This window comes from Mycolicibacillus koreensis, assembly GCF_002104795.1.
Taxonomy (GTDB): Bacteria; Actinomycetota; Actinomycetes; order Mycobacteriales; family Mycobacteriaceae; genus Mycobacterium; species Mycobacterium koreense.
The window spans coordinates 1-18575 of record NZ_NCXO01000037.1 but is presented as its reverse complement, the minus strand read 5'-3'; the positions used below and the strand labels follow the sequence as shown (position 1 = coordinate 18575).

Sequence of the window (18575 nt, the reverse complement as noted above, 5' to 3'; positions counted from 1 at the left end):
CGTGCCCGAAGGGCACACCCTGCATCGGCTCGGGCGGCTGCATCAGCGCCGCTTCGCCGGTACTGAGGTGGTGGTGAGCAGCCCGCAGGGCCGGTTCGCCGACGGGGCGGCGCGGGTCAGCGGGCAGGTGTTCACCCGGGCCAGCGTGTGGGGCAAACACCTGTTCCACCACTACGGGCACGGCCCGATCGTGCACATCCATCTCGGCCTGTACGGAACGTTCGCCGAGCAGCCCACCCCCATGGCCGAGCCGGTCGGGCAGGTCCGGATGCGGCTTGTCGGCGCCGACTACGGCACCGATCTGCGCGGACCGACCGCCTGCGAGGTCATCGATGAATTGCAGGTCGCTGACATCGTCGCGCGCCTCGGCCCCGACCCGTTGCGCAAAGACGCCGATCCCGGACTGGCGTGGAAACGAATCACCAAGTCGCGCAGACCGATCGGCGGGCTGCTGCTGGACCAGCGGGTGATCGCCGGTGTCGGCAACGTCTACCGCGCCGAGTTGCTGTTCCGTCACGGCATCGACCCGCGGCGCGCGGGCACCGCGGTCGGCGAAGCCGAATTCGATGCGGCGTGGACCGATTTGGTGTCGTTGATGAAGGTGGGCCTGCGTACCGGCAAGATCATCGTCGTGCGCGCCGACCACGACCACGGTGCGCCTTCGTACGGGCCCGGCAAGCCCCGCACGTATGTGTACCGCCGTGCCGGCGACCCGTGCCGGGTGTGCGGAGATACCGTGCGCACCGCGGTGATGGAGGGACGCAACGTGTTCTGGTGTCCGACCTGTCAGAGCTGATCAGTCGGTGATCACACCCAGGGTGCGGTAGATCTCGTTGGACAGCGCCACGCTGCGCGGGTCGGCGTTGGCCTTGGTCTCATCGAACCGGTTCATCACATAGGCGTAGCCGATCCGGTGCTCCAGGTCGACGAACCCGAAGGAGCCGCCCAGTCCGCCGTGGCCGAAGATGTGCGGGTTGGGGCCGTTGACGCAGCGCTGGTTGAGCATGTATCCCAGCCCCCAGCCGTGGTCGGCGACCCGCGGGCCCAACACCAGGTCGGTGTCCAGCCCGCCCTGGCAGACCCGGACGCGGTCCATGTGCGCGCGGCTGAGCAGTTTCTCCTGGGCCAACGCGTTGTAGAACGTCGCGGTGCCCAGCGCCGAGACCTGCCCGTTGGTGCCGGGAAACTCCAGCTGCCGCCAGAGCGTCAGATCGTTGGTGGCGATCTCGTCGTCGGGGGCGAAGCCCATCGCCACCGCCAGGCCCGCTTTGGGATGGTCGGCCAGGCTGGTCGGATGCGTCGGGGCGTTGACCGACCCCAGCATCTGGCGGATGGTCGGCTTGTCGACCGGGTCGGCGCAGCGGTGCGGCTGCTCATCGGCGGGCACCCCGATGTGGATCTCCGCGCCGAGCGGACCGGCGACCTCGGCCTGCAGATACTCACCCACCGTGCCGCCGGTGACCCGGCGCATCACCTCGCCGACGATGAACCCGTAGGTGGTCATGTGATAGCCCTGGGCGGTGCCCGGCGCCCACCACGGCTCGGCGGCGGCGATCCGGGTGCAGACCAGATCCCAGTCGGTGACGTCCTGCCACGGCATCGGCGCGCGCGGCCCGATCACCCCGGAGCGGTGGCTGAGCACCATGGCCAGGGTGACGTCGGCCTTGCCCGCCTGGGCGAACTCCGGCCAGTAGCGGGCGATCGGGGCGTCGAGTTCGACCACGCCACGCTCCACCAGGTGGTGCACGCAGGTGCTGGTGATCCCTTTGGTGCCGGACAAGACGGTGGACAAGGTGTCGACGTGCCACGGCCGGGTGCCGGCCGGGTCGATCCACCCGCCCCACAGGTTGACGACGAGTTCCCCGTCGACGAAGGCGGCCACGGCCGCGCCGAGCTCCCCGCGGGCGGTGAAGTTGCGCGCGAACTCTTCGGCCACCCGCTGGTACGCCGGGGCGTACGAGCCGTGGATGTCGACGGCGCTCACGTCGCCTCCTGTCAAGGAGCGGCCCCTCCCTCGAGCGGGCGACGGGAATCGAACCCGCGTAGCTAGTTTGGAAGACTAGGGCTCTACCATTGAGCTACGCCCGCATGCATAACCAACGCCTGACTGTACCGGCGCGGTGCAGGTCAAATCCAATCGTGATGCCGCCGGGGTGTCGGTGTGGGGCGGGCCGTAGGATCGCCTGGTCAGCCGCGGGGTGTAGCGCAGCTTGGTAGCGCATCCGCTTTGGGAGCGGAAGGTCGCAGGTTCAAATCCTGTCACCCCGACCAGTCGCGACCACCAGACCGCCGGACATCGACCCGAGGAGTACACCGGACATGAAGAGCACCGTCGAACAGTTGAGCCCCACCCGGGTTCGCATCAACGTGGAGGTGCCCTTCACAGAACTCGAGCCCGACTTCACCCGCACCTATCAGCAGCTGGCCAAACAGGTGCGGCTGCCCGGCTTCCGGCCCGGCAAGGCCCCCGCCAAGCTGCTGGAGGCCCGCATCGGTCGGGGCGCGGTGCTCGAGCAGGTGGTCAACGAGGCGCTGCCGGCGCGCTACAGCCAGGCGGTCGCCGAGCTCGAACTCTCCCCGCTGGGCCAGCCCGACATCGACATCACCAAGATCGAGGACGGCGACGAGTTGGCGTTCACCGCCGAGGTCGACGTGCGTCCCGAGATCGAATTGCCGGACCTGTCGGCCCTGAAGATCCAGGTCGACCCGATCGAGGTCGCCGACGACGAGGTCGACGCCGAGCTGCAGTCGCTGCGGGCCCGCTTCGGCACCCTGACCGGGGTGGAGCGCCCGGTCGCCGACGGCGACTTCGTCTCGATCGACCTGTCGGCCACCGTCGACGGCACCGAGCTGGCCGAGGCGGCGACCGAGGGCCTCTCCCATGAGGTCGGCTCCGGTCAGCTCATCGAGGGGCTCGACGAGGCGCTCATCGGCCTGAAGGCCGGGGAGTCGGCCACCTTCACCACCACGCTGGCCGCCGGCGAGCAGGCCGGCAAGGAAGCCGAGGTCACCGTCACCGTCGGCTCGGTCAAGGAACGCGAACTGCCCGAGCCCGACGACGAGTTCGCGCAGCTGGCCAGCGAATTCGACACCATCGGCGAGCTGCGGGAGAGCCTCACCGAGCAGGTGCGCCGCACCAAGCGGGTCGAGCAGGCCGAGAAGATCCGCGACGCCGCCCTCGAGCAGCTCGTGGAGAAGGTCGAGGTGCCGCTGCCGGAGTCGATCGTGCAGGCACAGATCGACGACACCGTGCACAACGCCGTCCACGGCCTCGACCACGACGAGGAGAAGTTCGCCGAGCAGCTCGCCGAGCAGGGCTCCTCGCGGGAGGAGTTCGACGCCGAGACCCGCGCGAACGCCGAGAAGGGCATCAAAACCCAGCTGCTGCTCGACGCCGTCGCCGACGACCTGGACATCCAGGTCGGCCAGAACGAGCTCACCGAGCGGCTGGTGATGATGTCGCGCCAGTACGGCATCGAGCCGCAGCAACTGGTCGGCTACCTGCAGCAGAACAACCAGCTGCCGCAGGTCTTCGCCGACGTGCGGCGCGGGCTGACCATCGCCGCGGTGGTGGAGGCGGCCACGGTCACCGACACCGACGGCACCACGATCGACACCAGCGAGTTCTTCGGCCGGCCCGACGCGGCGGACGCCGAAACCGACGAGACCGCCGAGAGCCCCTCGGCCGACGAGGCCGACCAGGCCGACCAGCCCGCCGACGACTCCGAGTGACGCTGTCAGCGAACGCGCCGCGTTTGACGGCCGGTGCGTGGGTTCGGTTCGTTACTGTCGGAGCAGACGAAAAAGAGAAAGCAGGTACCCAACGGTGAGCGGTATGACTGACATGCGGTCGGACGGGCTGGGCTTCAACCTGACCGACTCGGTCTATGAACGGCTGTTGCGCGAACGCATCATCTTCCTCGGATCCCAGGTCGATGACGACATCGCCAACCGGTTGTGCGCGCAGATTTTGCTGCTGTCCGCCGAAGACCCCACCAAAGACATCGCGCTGTACATCAACTCCCCGGGCGGGTCGATCAGCGCCGGGATGGCGATCTACGACACCATGACGCTCTCGCCCTGCGACATCGCGACCTACGCGATGGGGATGGCCGCCTCGATGGGCGAGTTCCTGCTCGCCGCGGGCACCAAGGGCAAGCGCCACGCCCTGCCGCACGCCCGGATCCTGATGCACCAGCCGTTGGGCGGGGTGACCGGCTCGGCGGCCGACATCGCGATCCAGGCCGAACAGTTCGCCGTCATCAAAAAGGAGATGTTCCGGCTCAACGCCGAATTCACCGGCCAGCCCATCGAACGCATCGAGGCCGACTCCGACCGCGACCGGTGGTTCACCGCCCAGGAAGCGCTGGAATACGGCTTCGTCGACCACATCATCACCCGCGCCCACGTCAACGGAGCCTCCTCATGAACCCCATGAACCCTGCCATCACCCCCCAGGCGCGCTATGTGCTCCCGCAGTTCAGCGAGCGGACCCACCTCGGGGAGCGCATCGTCGACCCGTACGCGAAACTCTTCGACGAGCGGATCATCTTCCTCGGCGCCCAGGTCGACGACGTCTCGGCCAACGACGTGATGGCCCAGTTGCTGGTGTTGGAGTCCCAGGACCCCGACCGCGACATCACCATGTACATCAACTCGCCCGGCGGTGGGTTCACCTCGCTGATGGCGATCTACGACACCATGCAGTACGTGCGGGCCGACATCCAGACCGTGTGTCTGGGGCAGGCGGCCTCGGCGGCGGCGGTGCTGTTGGCCGCCGGAACCCCGGGCAAGCGGATGGCGCTGCCGAACGCGCGGGTGCTCATCCACCAGCCGCAGCTGGCCGGAGTGATCCAGGGCCAGTTCTCCGACCTGGAGATCCAGGCAGCCGAGATCGAGCGGATGCGCACCCTGATGGAGGCCACCCTGGCCCGCCACACCGGCAAGGACCCCGAGGTGATCCGCCGCGACACCGACCGCGACAAGATCCTCACCGCCAGCGAGGCCAAGGAGTACGGGATCATCGACACCGTGCTGGAGTACCGCAAGCTCTCGGCGCAGAACGCCTGAGTTCACCGCCGGCCCGGCGTCGCACGACCGGCGAGGCGGCGGGCCAGCGCGGCGATCTGCGTCGGGCCCACCCGGCAGCAGCCGCCGACGATGCGGGCGCCGGCATCCACCCAGTCGGCCGCCGCGGCGGCGGTGAACGTCGGCGGACCCGACCACCGACCGTGGTGCCACCGCTCGCCGCTGTTCGGATAGACGATCACCGGTGTGTCGGTGACGGCCGCGGCGATCTCGATCGCCGGGGCGACATCGGCCGGGTCGCAACAGTTCACCCCGACCGCGCAGACCTGATCGGCGGCATCGGCCAGCGCGAACGCCTCAGCCAGCGGTTGGCCGGCCCGGGTGCGCTGACCGGCGATGGTGTAGCTCAGCCAGCCCGGCGCATCGACCTCGGTGAGCAGGCCCACCAGCGCTTCGGCCTCATCGACGTCGGGGATGGTTTCGCAGGCCAGCACGTCGGCGCCGGCCGCGGCCAACACCTCCAGGCGGGGCCGGTGCCAGGCCGCCAACTGCGCCACACTCAACCCGTAGCGGCCCCGATACTCCGCGCCGTCGGCCAGTGCGGCGCCGTAGGGGCCGATGGAGGCGGCCACCGTACGCCGCCCGCCGATGCGGGTCGCGGCGCCGCGGGCCAGCGCGACACTGCGGTGCAGCACCGCGGTCGTCTGCGCGGCGTCGACGCCACGGTCGGCGAATCCGGCGAACGACACCTGATAGCTGGCGGTGGTGGCGATGTCGGCGCCGGCGCGGAAAAACCGCTCGTGGGTCGCGGTGATCGCGTCCGGGGCGTCCAGGAGTAGCCGCGCCGACCACAGCGGATCGGACAGGTCGAAACCGGCGGCCTCCAGCGTGGTCGCCAGACCGCCGTCGGCGACCAGGACGGTAGTGTTGGGCACGGCGAACCGCACGGCCTCAACTGTAGGGCCCCGCCGACAGGGTCGGCTTCTCGATCCGGTCACGGCTGCGACACGCCCCCAACACGGCGGCGCGTCCCGCCGGTCGTCGGCCGGGTCAGGGGATAGGTTCGACAGACACGCACAACCGGCGGCGCGATTCGGCATTATCAGTCGCGGGGCGGCGCAGCAAGCGGGTAGCGTCGAGGCAACCGTCCGGCGCTACCCGAGACCGACGGCGAACAGGAAAGTGGGAGCCCAGCACCATGGCACGCATCGGAGATGGTGGTGACCTGCTCAAGTGCTCGTTCTGCGGGAAGAGCCAGAAGCAGGTCAAAAAGCTCATTGCCGGCCCCGGGGTCTACATCTGCGATGAGTGCATCGATCTGTGTAACGAGATCATCGAAGAGGAACTCGCCGACGCCGACGACGTCAAACTCGACGAGTTGCCCAAGCCGGCGGAGATCCGGGACTTCCTGGAGAGCTACGTCATCGGTCAGGACACCGCCAAACGCACCCTGGCGGTCGCGGTCTACAACCACTACAAGCGCATCCAGGCCGGCGACAAGAACCGCGACTCCCGCTCGGGGGAGTCGGTGGAGTTGAGCAAGTCGAACATCCTCATGCTCGGGCCCACCGGCTGCGGCAAGACCTACCTGGCGCAGACGCTGGCCAAGATGCTCAACGTCCCGTTCGCCATCGCCGACGCCACCGCGCTCACCGAGGCCGGCTACGTCGGTGAGGACGTGGAGAACATCCTGCTCAAACTCATCCAGGCCGCCGACTACGACGTCAAACGTGCCGAGACCGGCATCATCTACATCGACGAGGTCGACAAGATCGCCCGCAAGAGCGAGAACCCGTCGATCACCCGTGACGTCTCCGGTGAAGGGGTGCAGCAGGCGCTGCTGAAGATCCTGGAGGGCACCCAGGCGTCGGTGCCGCCGCAGGGCGGGCGCAAACACCCGCACCAGGAGTTCATCCAGATCGACACCACCAACGTGCTGTTCATCGTCGCGGGTGCGTTCGCCGGCCTGGAGAAGATCGTCTCCGACCGGATCGGCAAGCGCGGCCTGGGCTTCGGCGCGGAGGTGCACTCCAAGGCCGAGGTCGACACCACCGACCACTTCGCCGAGGTGATGCCGGAAGACCTGATCAAATTCGGGTTGATCCCGGAGTTCATCGGGCGGCTCCCGGTGGTGGCGTCGGTGACCAACCTGGATCAGGAGTCGCTGGTCAAGATCCTCTCCGAGCCGAAGAACGCCCTGGTCAAGCAGTACACCCGGTTGTTCGAGCTCGATGGTGTGGAGTTGGAGTTCACCGATGACGCGCTGGAGGCGATCGCCGATCAGGCGATCCACCGGGGCACCGGTGCCCGTGGGCTGCGCGCCATCATGGAAGAGGTCCTGCTGCCGGTGATGTACGACATCCCCAGCCGCGACGACGTCGCCAAGGTGGTGGTCACCCGCGAGACCGTCGAGGACAACGTGTTGCCCACGATCGTGCCCCGCAAACCGTCGCGCACCGAGCGCCGCGACAAGAGCGCTTAGCGCGTCCTGCCCGGCCCCGGCGCGTCGTCGCGCACCCGGTCGGCGCGGCTGTAGACGTTCATCGATTCGCCGCGCAGAAACGCGACGAGGGTCACCCCCGCCTCGGCGGCCAGATCCACCGCCAGCGACGACGGTGCGGACACCGCCGCGAGCACCGGCACCCCGGCCATCACGGCCTTCTGGGTCAACTCGAACGAGACCCGCCCGCTGACCAACAGCACCGTGCCGGTCAGCGGGATGCGGTCGTGTTCCACCGCCCAGCCGATCACCTTGTCCACCGCGTTGTGCCGACCGATGTCCTCGCGCACCACCAGCAGGGTGCCGTCGGCGTCGAACACCGCCGCCGCATGCAGCCCGCCGGTGCGAGCGAACACGTTCTGCTCGGCGAGCAGCCGCGGCGGCAATCCGCTCAGGGTGTCGGCGCTGACGGTAACCGGGTCGACCGCCGGTCGGTGCCGGCTGGTCAGCTTCACCGCTTCCAGCGACGACTTACCGCACACCCCGCACGAGGAGGTGGTGTAGAAGTTCCGCGTCACGCCCGGGTCGGGCGGCGCCACCCCGGGGGCCAGCGTCACGTCGAGCACGTTGTAGCTGTTGACGCCGTCTGCGCCCTCGCCGCGGTCGGCTCCGGCGCAGAACTGGGCCCGCTGCACGTCCTCGCGTGCGGTGATCACCCCTTCGGTGAGCAGAAAGCCCTGCGCGAGTTCGACGTCGGAGCCCGGGGTGCGCATCGTGACGGTCAGCGGGGCGTGGTCGACCCGGATCTCCAGCGGCTCCTCGACGGCGAGGGTTTCGCTGCGCTCGGTCGCGCCGTGCGGGCCCAGTCGCCGGATCCGCCGGCGCGCGGTCAGCCGCCCCATCGCGGCGCGGCCTTGACCGGGGTCGCCGGGGTCACCGGACAGGCGGGGCGCAGGGGCATGGCCTCCATTGTGGTCCGCGGTGGGCCCCGGAAGCCAGCGGGGCCGCCCCGGGAGAGGCCGCCGACCGCTAGCAAACGTTACTTGCGGGTAGATCAGTTTCTTAATCTTTGCCGCCGCGCAAACGTGACCAAAACCACATCGGCGCAAAAAAGGGCTCCTGATCGTGCGGCTGAGCTGGATGTTTGCTGAAAGTTCCGCGGCGTGTCCCCCGGGGTGGGCATCGCTGTAACCCTAAGAAGAGTGCAATAATCGGTACCGGCAGTGACATAAAAACTTGGCGGGCACCCTCCGGCGGCGCGGATTCGCGCCTGTGAAGCCGAGTGTTCGCGCGTAGACCAGCAGGAAAGGCAGCGGCGTGGAGCCGAACGTGGAGCCGAACATCGACAGCGGAGCCAACGCAACCAACGGGTCTGGAGCCGCATCGTCTGCGGCACCGGGTCGGCAGAAGATCGAGAAGGTCGTCATTCGCTTCGCCGGGGACTCCGGCGACGGGATGCAGCTCACCGGTGACCGGTTCACCTCCGAGGCCGCGCTGTTCGGCAACGACCTGGCCACCCAGCCGAACTACCCTGCCGAGATCCGGGCCCCGCAGGGGACCCTGCCGGGGGTGTCGTCGTTCCAGATCCAGATCGCCGACTTCGACATCCTCACCGCCGGCGACCGCCCCGACGTGCTGGTGGCGATGAACCCGGCCGCGCTGAAGGCCAACATCGAGGACCTGCCGCGCGGCGGGATGGTGATCGCCAACTCCGACGAGTTCACCAAGCGCAACCTCGCCAAGATCGGATACGAGGCCAACCCGCTGGAGACCGAGGAACTCTCCGACTACGTGGTGATCCCGGTGGCGATGACCTCGCTGACCCTCGGGGCGGTCGAGTCGATCGGGGCGACGAAGAAGGACGGCGCTCGAGCCAAGAACATGTTCGCGCTGGGCCTGCTGTCGTGGATGTACGGCCGGCCCATCGAGACCAGCGAGACGTTCATCCGGGAGAAATTCGCCAACAAGCCCGACATCGCCGAGGCCAACGTGCTGGCGCTGAAGGCCGGCTGGAACTACGGCGAGACCACCGAGGCGTTCGGCACCACCTACGAGGTGTCGCCGGCCAAGCTCGCCCCCGGCGAATACCGGCAGATCTCGGGCAACACCGCGCTGGCCTACGGCGTCGTCGTCGCCGGCCACCTGGCCGACACCCAGGTGCTGCTGGGCACCTACCCGATCACCCCGGCCTCCGACATCCTCCACGAGCTGTCCAAGCACAAGAACTTCAACATCCTCACCTTCCAGGCCGAAGACGAGATCGCCGGCATCGGCGCCGCCCTGGGCGCCTCCTACGGCGGCGCGCTGGGGGTGACCAGCACCTCCGGTCCGGGGCTGTCGCTGAAGTCCGAGGCGCTCGGGCTCGGCGTGATGACCGAGCTGCCGCTGCTGCTCATCGACGTGCAGCGGGGCGGACCGTCGACCGGTCTGCCCACCAAAACCGAGCAGGCCGACCTGTTGCAGGCCCTCTACGGGCGCAACGGTGAATCCCCGGTGGCGGTGCTCGCCCCGGCCACCCCGTCGGACTGCTTCGCGGTGGCGATCGAGGCCGTGCGGATCGCGTTGACCTACCGCACCCCGGTGATCCTGCTCTCCGACGGCGCCATCGCCAACGGGTCCGAGCCCTGGCGGATCCCCGACATCGCCGACCTCGCACCGATCGAGCACACCTTCGCCCGCGCGGAGGAGCCGTTCGAGCCCTACGCGCGGGACCCGCAGACGCTGGCGCGGCAGTTCGCCGTGCCCGGCACCGCCGGCCTGGAGCACCGCATCGGCGGGTTGGAGAAACTCAACGGCACCGGCGACATCTCCTACGACCCGAACAACCACGACCTGATGGTGCGGTTGCGGCAGGCCAAGATCGACGGCATCGAGGTGCCCGACCTGGTGGTCGACGACCCCAGCGGCGAGGCCGAGCTGCTGATCATCGGCTGGGGCAGCTCCTACGGGCCGATCGGGGAGGCCTGCCGGCGGGCCCGGCGCGCGGGTACGCCGGTGGCTCACGCCCACCTGCGCTACCTCAACCCCTTCCCGGCCAACCTCGAAGACGTGCTGAAGCGCTACCCGAAGATCGTGGCGCCGGAGATGAACCTCGGTCAGCTCGCGCTGCTGCTGCGGGGCCGCTACCTCGCCGACGTGCAGTCGGTGACCAAGGTCGCCGGGCGGGCCTTCCTGGCCGACGAGGTCGAGGAGATCATTGCCGCAGCGCTCGACGGGACGCTGCGGGCGCAGGAGGACGAGAAGGCCGACCTGGCGCGAGCCGCGGCCGTCACCATCACGAGTCAAGCAGAAGCCGCGGAAGCGCTAGGAGCGAAGGCATGACCGACCTGACCGATCGGGAGCTGCCGCTGACCGCCGTCAGCGGGGTGCCCACCACCGACGAGCCGCAGAAGGGCAAGGACTTCACCTCCAACCAGGAGGTGCGGTGGTGCCCCGGCTGCGGCGACTACGCCATCCTCAACACGATCCGCAACTTCTTGCCGCAGGTCGGCCTGCGGCGGGAGAACATCGTGTTCGTCAGCGGCATCGGCTGCTCCAGCCGGTTCCCGTACTACATGAACACCTACGGGGTGCACTCCATCCACGGTCGCGCGCCCACGTTCGCCACCGGGCTGGCCGCCGCCCGTGAGGACCTGTCGGTGTGGGTGGTCACCGGGGACGGCGACGCCCTGTCGATCGGCGGCAACCACCTGATCCACACGCTGCGGCGCAACGTCAACCTCACCATCTTGTTGTTCAACAACCGGATCTACGGGCTGACCAAGGGGCAGTACTCGCCGACCTCGGAGACCGGCAAGGTCACCAAGTCCACGCCGATGGGCTCACTGGACAACCCGTTCAACCCGGTCTCGCTGGCGATCGGGGCGGAGGCCACCTTCGTCGGCCGTGCGCTGGACTCCGACCGCAAGGGCCTCACCGAGGTGCTGCAGGGTGCGATGCAGCACCGGGGGTCGGCGCTGGTGGAGATCCTGCAGGACTGCCCGGTGTTCAACGACGGCTCCTTCGACCTGCTGCGCAAGGAGGGCTCGGAGGACCGGCTGATCCACGTCCGCCAGGGCGAGCCGGTCATCTTCGGCGCCAACGGCGAATACTGCGTGGTCAAGGCCGACTACGGCCTCGAGGTCGCCAAGACCGCCAACGTCGCCGCCGACCAGATCGTGGTGCACGACGCGACCCTGGAGGACTCCTCCTACGCCTTCGCGTTGTCGCGGCTGTCCGACCAGCATCTCGCGCACTTCCCGATGGGAATCTTCCGCCAGATCAACAAACCCACCTACGACGACCAGGCGCGCGCGCAGGTCGCCGCCGCCCGCGAGGCCACCCCGCACGACTCGGCGGCCCTGCAGTCGCTGCTGCGGGGACGCGACACCTGGACCGTCGACTAGAGGCCGACGTGAGCTCCCCGCCGCGCACGCCCGCGGGGATCGTCCTGGCCGGCGGGGCATCGCGGCGCATGGGCGTCGACAAGGCGACCCTTCCGGCCCCGGCCGGCGCCGCCACGATGGTCGAGCAGACCGTGGCCACCGTCGGTTCCCGCTGCCGCCCGCTGTTCGTGGTGGCTGCCCCCGGCCAACCCCTGCCCGACCTCGGAGCGCAGATCCTGCGTGACCGCGAGCCCGGCCTCGGACCGCTGGCCGCCACCGCCGCAGGGCTGCAGGCGGCCCACGCCGCCGGCGCCGACTGGGCGTTCGTGGCGGCGGTGGACCTGCCGCTGCTCACCGCGGAGTTCCTGGACCGGCTGATCGGTGCGACCGCAGCCCACCACGGCGAGGTGGTGCTGCCCTGGGACGGTCGCGCCCACTACCTGGCCGCGCTGTATCGCACGGCGCTGGGGGAGCGTGCCGCGGCGTTGGTGGCCGCCGGGCACCGCAGCATGCGATCGCTCGTCGAGGCCGCCGACACCCACCGCGTCGCGGTCACCGCGCCCGGCGAGACCGGCGGCCTGCCGGAGCTGACCAACGTCAACTCACCGGCCGACCTGCAGGCGCTGAGCGCCCGGCAAGCAAATAGAGCAAATTGACACTGCGGTGAGACATCGAATCATCGACCATTGTTTCGTGGCACTCAAAACGTATTAATCGCGACGAATTCACTGACATGAAGTAATTCACGCTTTATGAAAGCGTTATTCGAACGCGGGGAAAACCATCGCCGTGGGCCGTGATCGCCTCCCGTCGGCCCTCTCGGTCCGGTAAACGCTGTGGCGCACAGTGAGTTTCGGCGTTGTGGCGACCCGGCGGGCCCGGCTGCGGCGCGACGACAGGCGATCGCGACGACGTGGCGGCTTCGGCGCCACCGCCCGGCGGCGCCCAAGCGCGGCCGATGGGCCGGCGTGGGCGGACGGGGTCTGCCGATGGGGCGGAAAACTGCGGTGGGCAAACTACGCGACAGCAGACCGACGACGGGAAACCTGCAGCACAACCGGGGTGAGGGGCCCGTGTGGGCCGAGCTGGCGCGCCGCGACGACGGCGGCGGCTCGATGCGGCCCGGCGGCGGCGCGCGCGACGGTGGGCCGGGTCACAAAAACACCGTGAGTTGACTCACAATAACGTTTCGGCGTGTCGGAGAAGGTGTCTCTCCCATCGCCCCGGCTGACCTGCAGAGATCATCCCATGACCTATCCGTGATCACGTCGTTATCTGTTCGAGATATCCGTGTCGCCGAGATGACGAAGGGCCAGAAGTTCTTCTACCGTGCTTTTCGTTCCGATTTGGAGCAAATAAAACTAAATCCACGGATCCGCGTGTGAGCAGGGCTGGGACACCGCCAAGGGACCCCGCCAACCCGTCGTCAGCGTTCTCGAGTGCCTCGAGTTCGGTTCGCCTGGGTGGGCCAGCGCCGGGACGCCCGCTGCCGGGCCCCCGACGGGCTCCTGACAGGCCCCCGCCTGCCCCTGCTGCCGTGCCTGACCGAGACGGCACGTCCCGCCCCTTCCCGCCCGGCCCCGGGCAGCGGTGCACGCCCCGCGAAAGGAACGATGTTGAAGAACCTCCGCAAGACCCTGACCGTCGCCGCCTTCTCCGGCGGCATGGTGCTGGCCCCGCTGGCCCTGTCGACCGCCACCGCCAACGCGGACGTCGACTGGGACGCGGTCGCGGCCTGCGAGTCCGGCGGCAACTGGGGAACCAACACCGGAAACGGCTACTACGGTGGGCTGCAGTTCGCGCCGGGCACCTGGTCGGCCAACGGTGGGGCTGGTCTGCCGCACAACGCCAGCCGCGAGGAGCAGATCCGGGTGGCCGAGAACGTGCTCGCCACCCAGGGGATCGGCGCCTGGCCGGTCTGCGGTGCGCAGGGCTGACGCTCGCCATCGACAAACGCTGACGACGGTGCCGGACCCCGCGGGGGTCCGGCACCGTTCTGTATTCCCCGGCGCCGAGTAACGTCGGCGCCATGCCCGAACCGCAACGTGAATTCGATCTGGTGCTCTACGGCGCGACCGGCTTCGTCGGCACGCTGACCGCGCAGTATCTGGCGCGGGCCGGCGGCGCGGCCCGCATCGCGCTGGCCGGCCGCAACGAGGACCGGCTGCGCGCGGTGCGCGACGCGTTGGGTCCGCCCGCCGAGTCCTGGGCGATCCTGCACGCCGACGCCTCCGAACCGGCCTCGTTGACCGAGATGGCCGAACGCACCCGGGTGGTGGTCAGCACCGTCGGGCCCTACACCCGCTACGGGCTGCCGCTGGTCGCGGCCTGCGCGGAGGCCGGCACCGACTACGCCGACCTCACCGGGGAGGCGATGTTCGTCCGCGCCAGCATCGACGGCTACCACAAACAGGCCGTCGACACCGGCGCGCGCATCGTGCACGCGTGCGGCTTCGATTCCATCCCGTCGGACCTGAGCGTGTACGCGCTGCACCGGCAGGTGGTGGCCGACGGCGCCGGGCAGATGCTCGACACCGACTTCGTGCTGCGCCGGTTCCGTGGGGGCATGTCCGGCGGAACGATCGCCTCGGGCATGGAGATGATGCACACCGCCTCCAGCGATCCCGAGGCACGCCGGTTGGTCAGCGACCCCTACACCTTCAGCGCCGACCCGGCCGCCGAGCCGCAACTGGGTGCCCAGCCGGACTTCCCGTGGCGGCGCGGTGGGGAGATCGCCCCCGAACTGGCCGGGATCTGGACCGGCGGGTTCTTCATGGCGCCCTACAACACCCGGGTGGTGCGCCGCAGCAACGAACTTCTGGGCTGGGCCTACGGTCGGCGGTTCCGCTACAGCGAGCAGATGAGCCTGGGCTCCTCGAAGCTGGCGTCGGCGGCCGCGGCGCTGGTCACCGTCGGCAGCAAGGCGGCCGTGGCGATGGGCAACCGCTACTTCCGGTTGCTGCCGCGCCGCTGGGTGGAGCGTCTGGCCCCCAAGCCCGGCACCGGCCCCAGCGAAAGCCTGCGGGAGACCGGCTTCTACCAGGCGCAGACGTACACGATCACCACCACCGGGGCGCGCTACCGGGCCAGCCTCTCCCAACAGGGTGATCCCGGCTACAAGGCGACTGCGGTGCTGCTCGGCGAGAGCGCTCTGGCGTTGGCGCTGGACCGCGACCGGCTCTCCCCGCTGACCGGGGTGCTGACCCCCGCGGCGGCCATGGGCGACGCGCTGCTGGAGCGTTTTCCGGCCGCTGAAGTGATGTTGGAGGTCAGCCGCTTGGGATAGGGTCGTCGCCGTAGGCGCGACGACGTGGCGCCCCCTTTGACCCGACGAATTGACCCGACGAAAGTAGGCGCACCATGGCCGGTCTCGACGACCTCTTCGCGCAGATCCCCACCCAGCAGATCGCGGCCAAACTCGGCGCCGATGAGGGCGAGGTCAACACCGCCATCCAGACGCTGGTCCCGGTCCTGGTCGGGGGCCTGCAGCAGAACGCCCAGGACACCGATCACGCCTCGGAGATCGAGAACGCCGCGACCAGCCACGCGGCGCGCGGCCTGCTCGACGCCGGCGTCTCGGTCGACCAGGTCGACGAAAACGACGGGCAGAAGGCGATCGCGAAGATCTTCGGCGGTAACGGCGCCGACGAGGTTGCCGCCGCGCTCGCCGGCGGGGGTGCGGGCAACAACGAGTTGATGCAGAAGCTGCTGCCGATCCTGGCCCCGATCGTGCTGGCCTACATCGGCAAGCAGCTCGGCGGCAAGACCGAGGCCGAACCCCAGTCCTCCTCGGGCGGGCTCGGCGAGGTGCTCGGCAGCATCCTCGGCGGGGGCGGCAACAACAATGCGCTGGGCAGCATCCTGGGCAGCGTGCTCGGCGACAACAAGGGCGGCGTGCTCGGCAACATCCTCGGCGGGCTGCTCGGCGGCAAAAAATAGCCCGACCCGCCCGGGTGGCCGGTGGCGTTCGGACGGCTTCCTAGAATCAGACGGGTGACCGTCAGCTCAAACCGCCCCATCGCCGAGGACGCCGCCGCCCTACCCAAATCCTGGGACCCGGGTGCGCTGGAGGGTGCGATCTACCAGCGGTGGGTTGAAGCCGGCTACTTCACCGCCGACCCGCACAGCGCCAAGCCCGGCTACTCGATCGTTCTGCCCCCGCCGAACGTGACCGGCAGCCTGCACATGGGTCACGCCCTGGACCACACGCTGATGGATGCGCTGACCCGGCGCAAACGCATGCAGGGCTACGAGGTGCTGTGGCTGCCCGGCATGGACCACGCCGGCATCGCCACCCAAAGCGTCGTGGAGCGCCAACTCGCCGCCGCCGGCACCCGCAAGGAGGAACTCGGCCGCGACCGCTTCATCGAGCAGGTGTGGTCGTGGAAACGGGAATCCGGCGGCGCCATCGGCGAACAGATGCGCCGGCTCGGCGACGGTGTGGACTGGAGCCGCGAACGGTTCACCATGGACGACGGCCTGTCGCGCGCGGTGCGCACCATCTTCAAACGCCTCTACGACGCCGGGCTCATCTACCGGGCCGAACGACTGGTCAACTGGTCGCCGGTGCTGGAGACCGCGATCAGCGACCTGGAGGTCAAATACTCTGACATCGAGGGGGAGCTGGTCTCCTTCCGGTACGGCTCCCTCGACGACGCCGAACCGCACATCGTGGTCGCCACCACCCGGGTGGAGACCATGCTCGGTGACACCGCGATCGCGGTGCACCCCGACGACCGCCGGTACCGCGACCTCGTCGGCACCACACTGGCGCACCCGTTTCTAGACCGCGCGATCGTCGTCGTCGCCGACACCCACGTCGACCCCGAATTCGGCACCGGCGCAGTCAAAGTCACCCCCGCCCACGATCCCAACGACTTCGAGATCGGGCTGCGCCACCAGCTGCCGATGCCGTCGATACTCGACACCAAGGGCCGGATCGCCGACACCGGAACACCCTTCGACGGCATGGACCGGTTCGAGGCGCGCGTCAAAGTGCGTGAGGCGCTGGCCGAGCAGGGCCGCATCGTCGCGGAGAAACGCCCGTATGTGCACAGCGTCGGGCACTCCGAACGCAGCGGTGAGGTGATCGAACCGCGGCTGTCGCTGCAATGGTGGGTCAAGGTCTCGCAGCTGGCGGCCGCCGCCGGCGACGCGGTGCGCCACGGCGACACCGTGATCCATCCGGCCAGCCTGGAGCCGCGCTGGTTCGCCTGGGTCGACGACATGCACGACTGGTGCATCTCCCGGCAGCTGTGGTGGGGTCACCGCATCCCGATCTGGCACGGCCCCGACGGCGAGGTCGTCTGCGTCGGCCCCGACGAGACCCCGCCGCCGGGCTATGACCAAGACCCCGACGTGCTCGACACCTGGTTCTCCTCGGCGCTGTGGCCGTTCTCGACGATGGGCTGGCCGCAGCGCACCCCGGAGCTGGCGAAGTTCTACCCGACCAGCGTGCTGGTCACCGGCTACGACATCCTGTTTTTCTGGGTGGCCCGGATGATGATGTTCGGCACCTTCGTCGGTACGGACCCGACGATCACCGGGGAGGCGACACCGGCCGGCCCGGCCGGCCCCGGGCGCCCGACGGTGCCGTTCGACAACGTGTTTTTGCACGGGCTGATCCGCGACGAACACGGCCGCAAGATGAGCAAATCGCGGGGCAACGGCATCGACCCGCTGGACTGGGTGGAGCAGTTCGGCGCCGACGCGCTGCGGTTCACCCTCGCCCGCGGCGCCAACCCCGGCGGAGACCTGTCGATCGGTGAGGATCACGCCCGGGCGTCGCGCAACTTCGTCACCAAACTGTTCAACGCCACCCGGTTCGCGCTGCTCAACGGCGCGTCGACCGCGGTGGCGGCCCCCGCCCCGGGGGCCCTCACCGACGCCGACCGCTGGATCCTCGGCCGGCTCGAACAGGTGCGCGCCGAGGTCGACGCGGCCCTCGACGGCTACGAATTCGGCAAGGCCTGCGAAGCGCTGTACCACTTCACCTGGGACGAGTTCTGCGACTGGTACGTGGAGTTGGCCAAGGTGCAGCTCACCGAGGCGGCCGACGCGAAAGCCCACACCGCCGCGGTGCTGGCCACCGTGCTCGACACCCTGCTGCGGTTGCTGCACCCGATGATCCCGTTCGTCACCGAGACCCTCTGGCAGGCGCTGACCCGCCCCGGCGGCGGCGACGCCGAGTCGCTGGTGATCGCGGCCTGGCCGCAGCCCTCGGGCGCGGAGCTGGACCCGGTGGCCGCCCAGCGGATCACCGACGTGCAGAAGCTGGTGACCGAGGTGCGCCGCTTCCGCAGCGACCAGGGCCTGGCCGACCGCCAGAAGGTGCCGGCCCGCCTGGCCGGGGTCGACGACGCGCAGCTGAGCGACCAGCTGGCGGTGGTGCGGTCGCTGGCCTGGCTGACCGAGCCGGGCGACGGGTTCACCCCGTCGGCGTCGGTGGAGGTGCGGCTGGCCCGCGGCACCGTGATGGTCGAGGTGGACACCTCCGGCACCGTCGACGTGGCCGCCGAGCGCCGCCGGCTCAGCAAGGACCTGGCCGCCGCGGAGAAGGAACTGGCCACCACCACCGCCAAACTGCAGAACCCGGCGTTCGTGGACAAGGCGCCGGCCGCGGTGGTCACCAAGATCCGCGACCGCCAACAGCTGGCGCGCGAGGAGACCGAGCGCATCAGCGCGCGGCTGGCCGGTCTGGCGGAGCCGACGTGACCGACCCCGGAGACCCCGCAGACCCCGGC

15 protein-coding genes and 2 tRNA genes are annotated in these 18575 nt (G+C 69.4%); 13 read left to right on the top strand and 4 right to left on the bottom strand.

The window, feature by feature from the left end:
• Position 1: 1 nt before the first annotated feature.
• The gene (locus tag B8W67_RS15155) at positions 2-796 is read left to right on the top strand and encodes an Fpg/Nei family DNA glycosylase (RefSeq protein WP_085304800.1); all 795 of its coding nucleotides are present in this window, start codon (positions 2-4) and stop codon (positions 794-796) included.
• Here B8W67_RS15155 and B8W67_RS15150 read toward each other — a convergent pair whose 3' ends face one another.
• The gene (locus B8W67_RS15150) at positions 797-1984 is read right to left on the bottom strand and encodes a serine hydrolase domain-containing protein (RefSeq protein ID WP_085304798.1); all 1188 of its coding nucleotides are present in this window, start codon (positions 1982-1984) and stop codon (positions 797-799) included.
• Positions 1985-2017: 33 nt separating this feature from the next.
• Positions 2018-2088, bottom strand: a tRNA-Gly gene (locus B8W67_RS15145).
• A 106-nt stretch (positions 2089-2194) separates the two neighbouring features.
• On the opposite strand from B8W67_RS15145, the gene B8W67_RS15140 reads away from it, so the two are divergent.
• The 4 genes from B8W67_RS15140 to B8W67_RS15125 all read left to right on the top strand — a co-directional run bounded on the left by B8W67_RS15140 (position 2195) and on the right by B8W67_RS15125 (position 5070).
• Positions 2195-2271, top strand: a tRNA-Pro gene (locus B8W67_RS15140).
• A gap of 48 nt (positions 2272-2319) precedes the next feature.
• On the top strand, positions 2320-3732 hold the full coding sequence (gene tig / locus B8W67_RS15135; RefSeq protein ID WP_085304796.1) for a trigger factor: 1413 nt from the start codon (positions 2320-2322) through the stop codon (positions 3730-3732).
• Between the two features lie 94 nt (positions 3733-3826).
• Positions 3827-4429, top strand: a complete 603-nt coding sequence (locus tag B8W67_RS15130; protein ID WP_109470191.1) for an ATP-dependent Clp protease proteolytic subunit — start codon at positions 3827-3829, stop codon at positions 4427-4429.
• Between the two features lie 5 nt (positions 4430-4434).
• Complete coding sequence (locus tag B8W67_RS15125; protein WP_069393426.1) at positions 4435-5070, top strand: ATP-dependent Clp protease proteolytic subunit; 636 nt, start codon at positions 4435-4437, stop codon at positions 5068-5070.
• A 2-nt stretch (positions 5071-5072) separates the two neighbouring features.
• Here the strand turns inward: B8W67_RS15125 and mmuM are convergent, their stop codons facing one another.
• The gene (mmuM, locus tag B8W67_RS15120) at positions 5073-5975 is read right to left on the bottom strand and encodes a homocysteine S-methyltransferase (RefSeq protein ID WP_069393425.1); all 903 of its coding nucleotides are present in this window, start codon (positions 5973-5975) and stop codon (positions 5073-5075) included.
• A 251-nt stretch (positions 5976-6226) separates the two neighbouring features.
• On the opposite strand from mmuM, the gene clpX reads away from it, so the two are divergent.
• Positions 6227-7510 (top strand): ATP-dependent Clp protease ATP-binding subunit ClpX, encoded by a 1284-nt coding sequence (gene clpX, locus B8W67_RS15115; RefSeq protein WP_069393424.1) that lies wholly within the window; start codon positions 6227-6229, stop codon positions 7508-7510.
• On the opposite strand, the gene fdhD is transcribed toward clpX, so the two are convergent.
• Entirely contained in the window at positions 7507-8370 is an 864-nt protein-coding gene (gene fdhD, locus B8W67_RS15110) for a formate dehydrogenase accessory sulfurtransferase FdhD (RefSeq protein WP_069393423.1), read from the bottom strand. The genes clpX and fdhD overlap by 4 nt on opposite strands.
• Positions 8371-8785: 415 nt before the next feature.
• On the opposite strand from fdhD, the gene B8W67_RS15105 reads away from it, so the two are divergent.
• The 7 genes from B8W67_RS15105 (at position 8786) to B8W67_RS15075 (ending at position 18546) form a co-directional block, all read left to right on the top strand.
• Positions 8786-10789, top strand: coding sequence for a 2-oxoacid:acceptor oxidoreductase subunit alpha (locus B8W67_RS15105; RefSeq protein ID WP_372507478.1), 2004 nt, complete (start codon positions 8786-8788; stop codon positions 10787-10789).
• Entirely contained in the window at positions 10786-11853 is a 1068-nt protein-coding gene (locus B8W67_RS15100) for a 2-oxoacid:ferredoxin oxidoreductase subunit beta (RefSeq protein ID WP_069393422.1), read from the top strand. The genes B8W67_RS15105 and B8W67_RS15100 overlap by 4 nt, the downstream gene beginning before the upstream one ends.
• Before the next feature lie 8 nt (positions 11854-11861).
• On the top strand, positions 11862-12488 hold the full coding sequence (gene mobA, locus B8W67_RS15095) for a molybdenum cofactor guanylyltransferase (protein WP_264033516.1): 627 nt from the start codon (positions 11862-11864) through the stop codon (positions 12486-12488).
• Between the two features lie 960 nt (positions 12489-13448).
• On the top strand, positions 13449-13769 hold the full coding sequence (locus B8W67_RS15090; RefSeq protein ID WP_275080523.1) for a transglycosylase family protein: 321 nt from the start codon (positions 13449-13451) through the stop codon (positions 13767-13769).
• Positions 13770-13861: 92 nt separating this feature from the next.
• Positions 13862-15118: a saccharopine dehydrogenase family protein gene (locus tag B8W67_RS15085; protein ID WP_069393419.1), complete on the top strand. Its 1257-nt coding sequence runs from the start codon at positions 13862-13864 to the stop codon at positions 15116-15118.
• A gap of 74 nt (positions 15119-15192) precedes the next feature.
• Positions 15193-15771 carry a DUF937 domain-containing protein gene (locus B8W67_RS15080; RefSeq protein WP_085304792.1) on the top strand — a complete coding sequence of 193 codons (579 nt, stop codon included), beginning with the start codon at positions 15193-15195 and terminating at the stop codon, positions 15769-15771.
• 54 nt (positions 15772-15825) lie between these two features.
• The gene (locus tag B8W67_RS15075; RefSeq protein WP_234806777.1) at positions 15826-18546 is read left to right on the top strand and encodes a valine--tRNA ligase; all 2721 of its coding nucleotides are present in this window, start codon (positions 15826-15828) and stop codon (positions 18544-18546) included.
• Positions 18547-18575 lie beyond the last annotated feature (29 nt).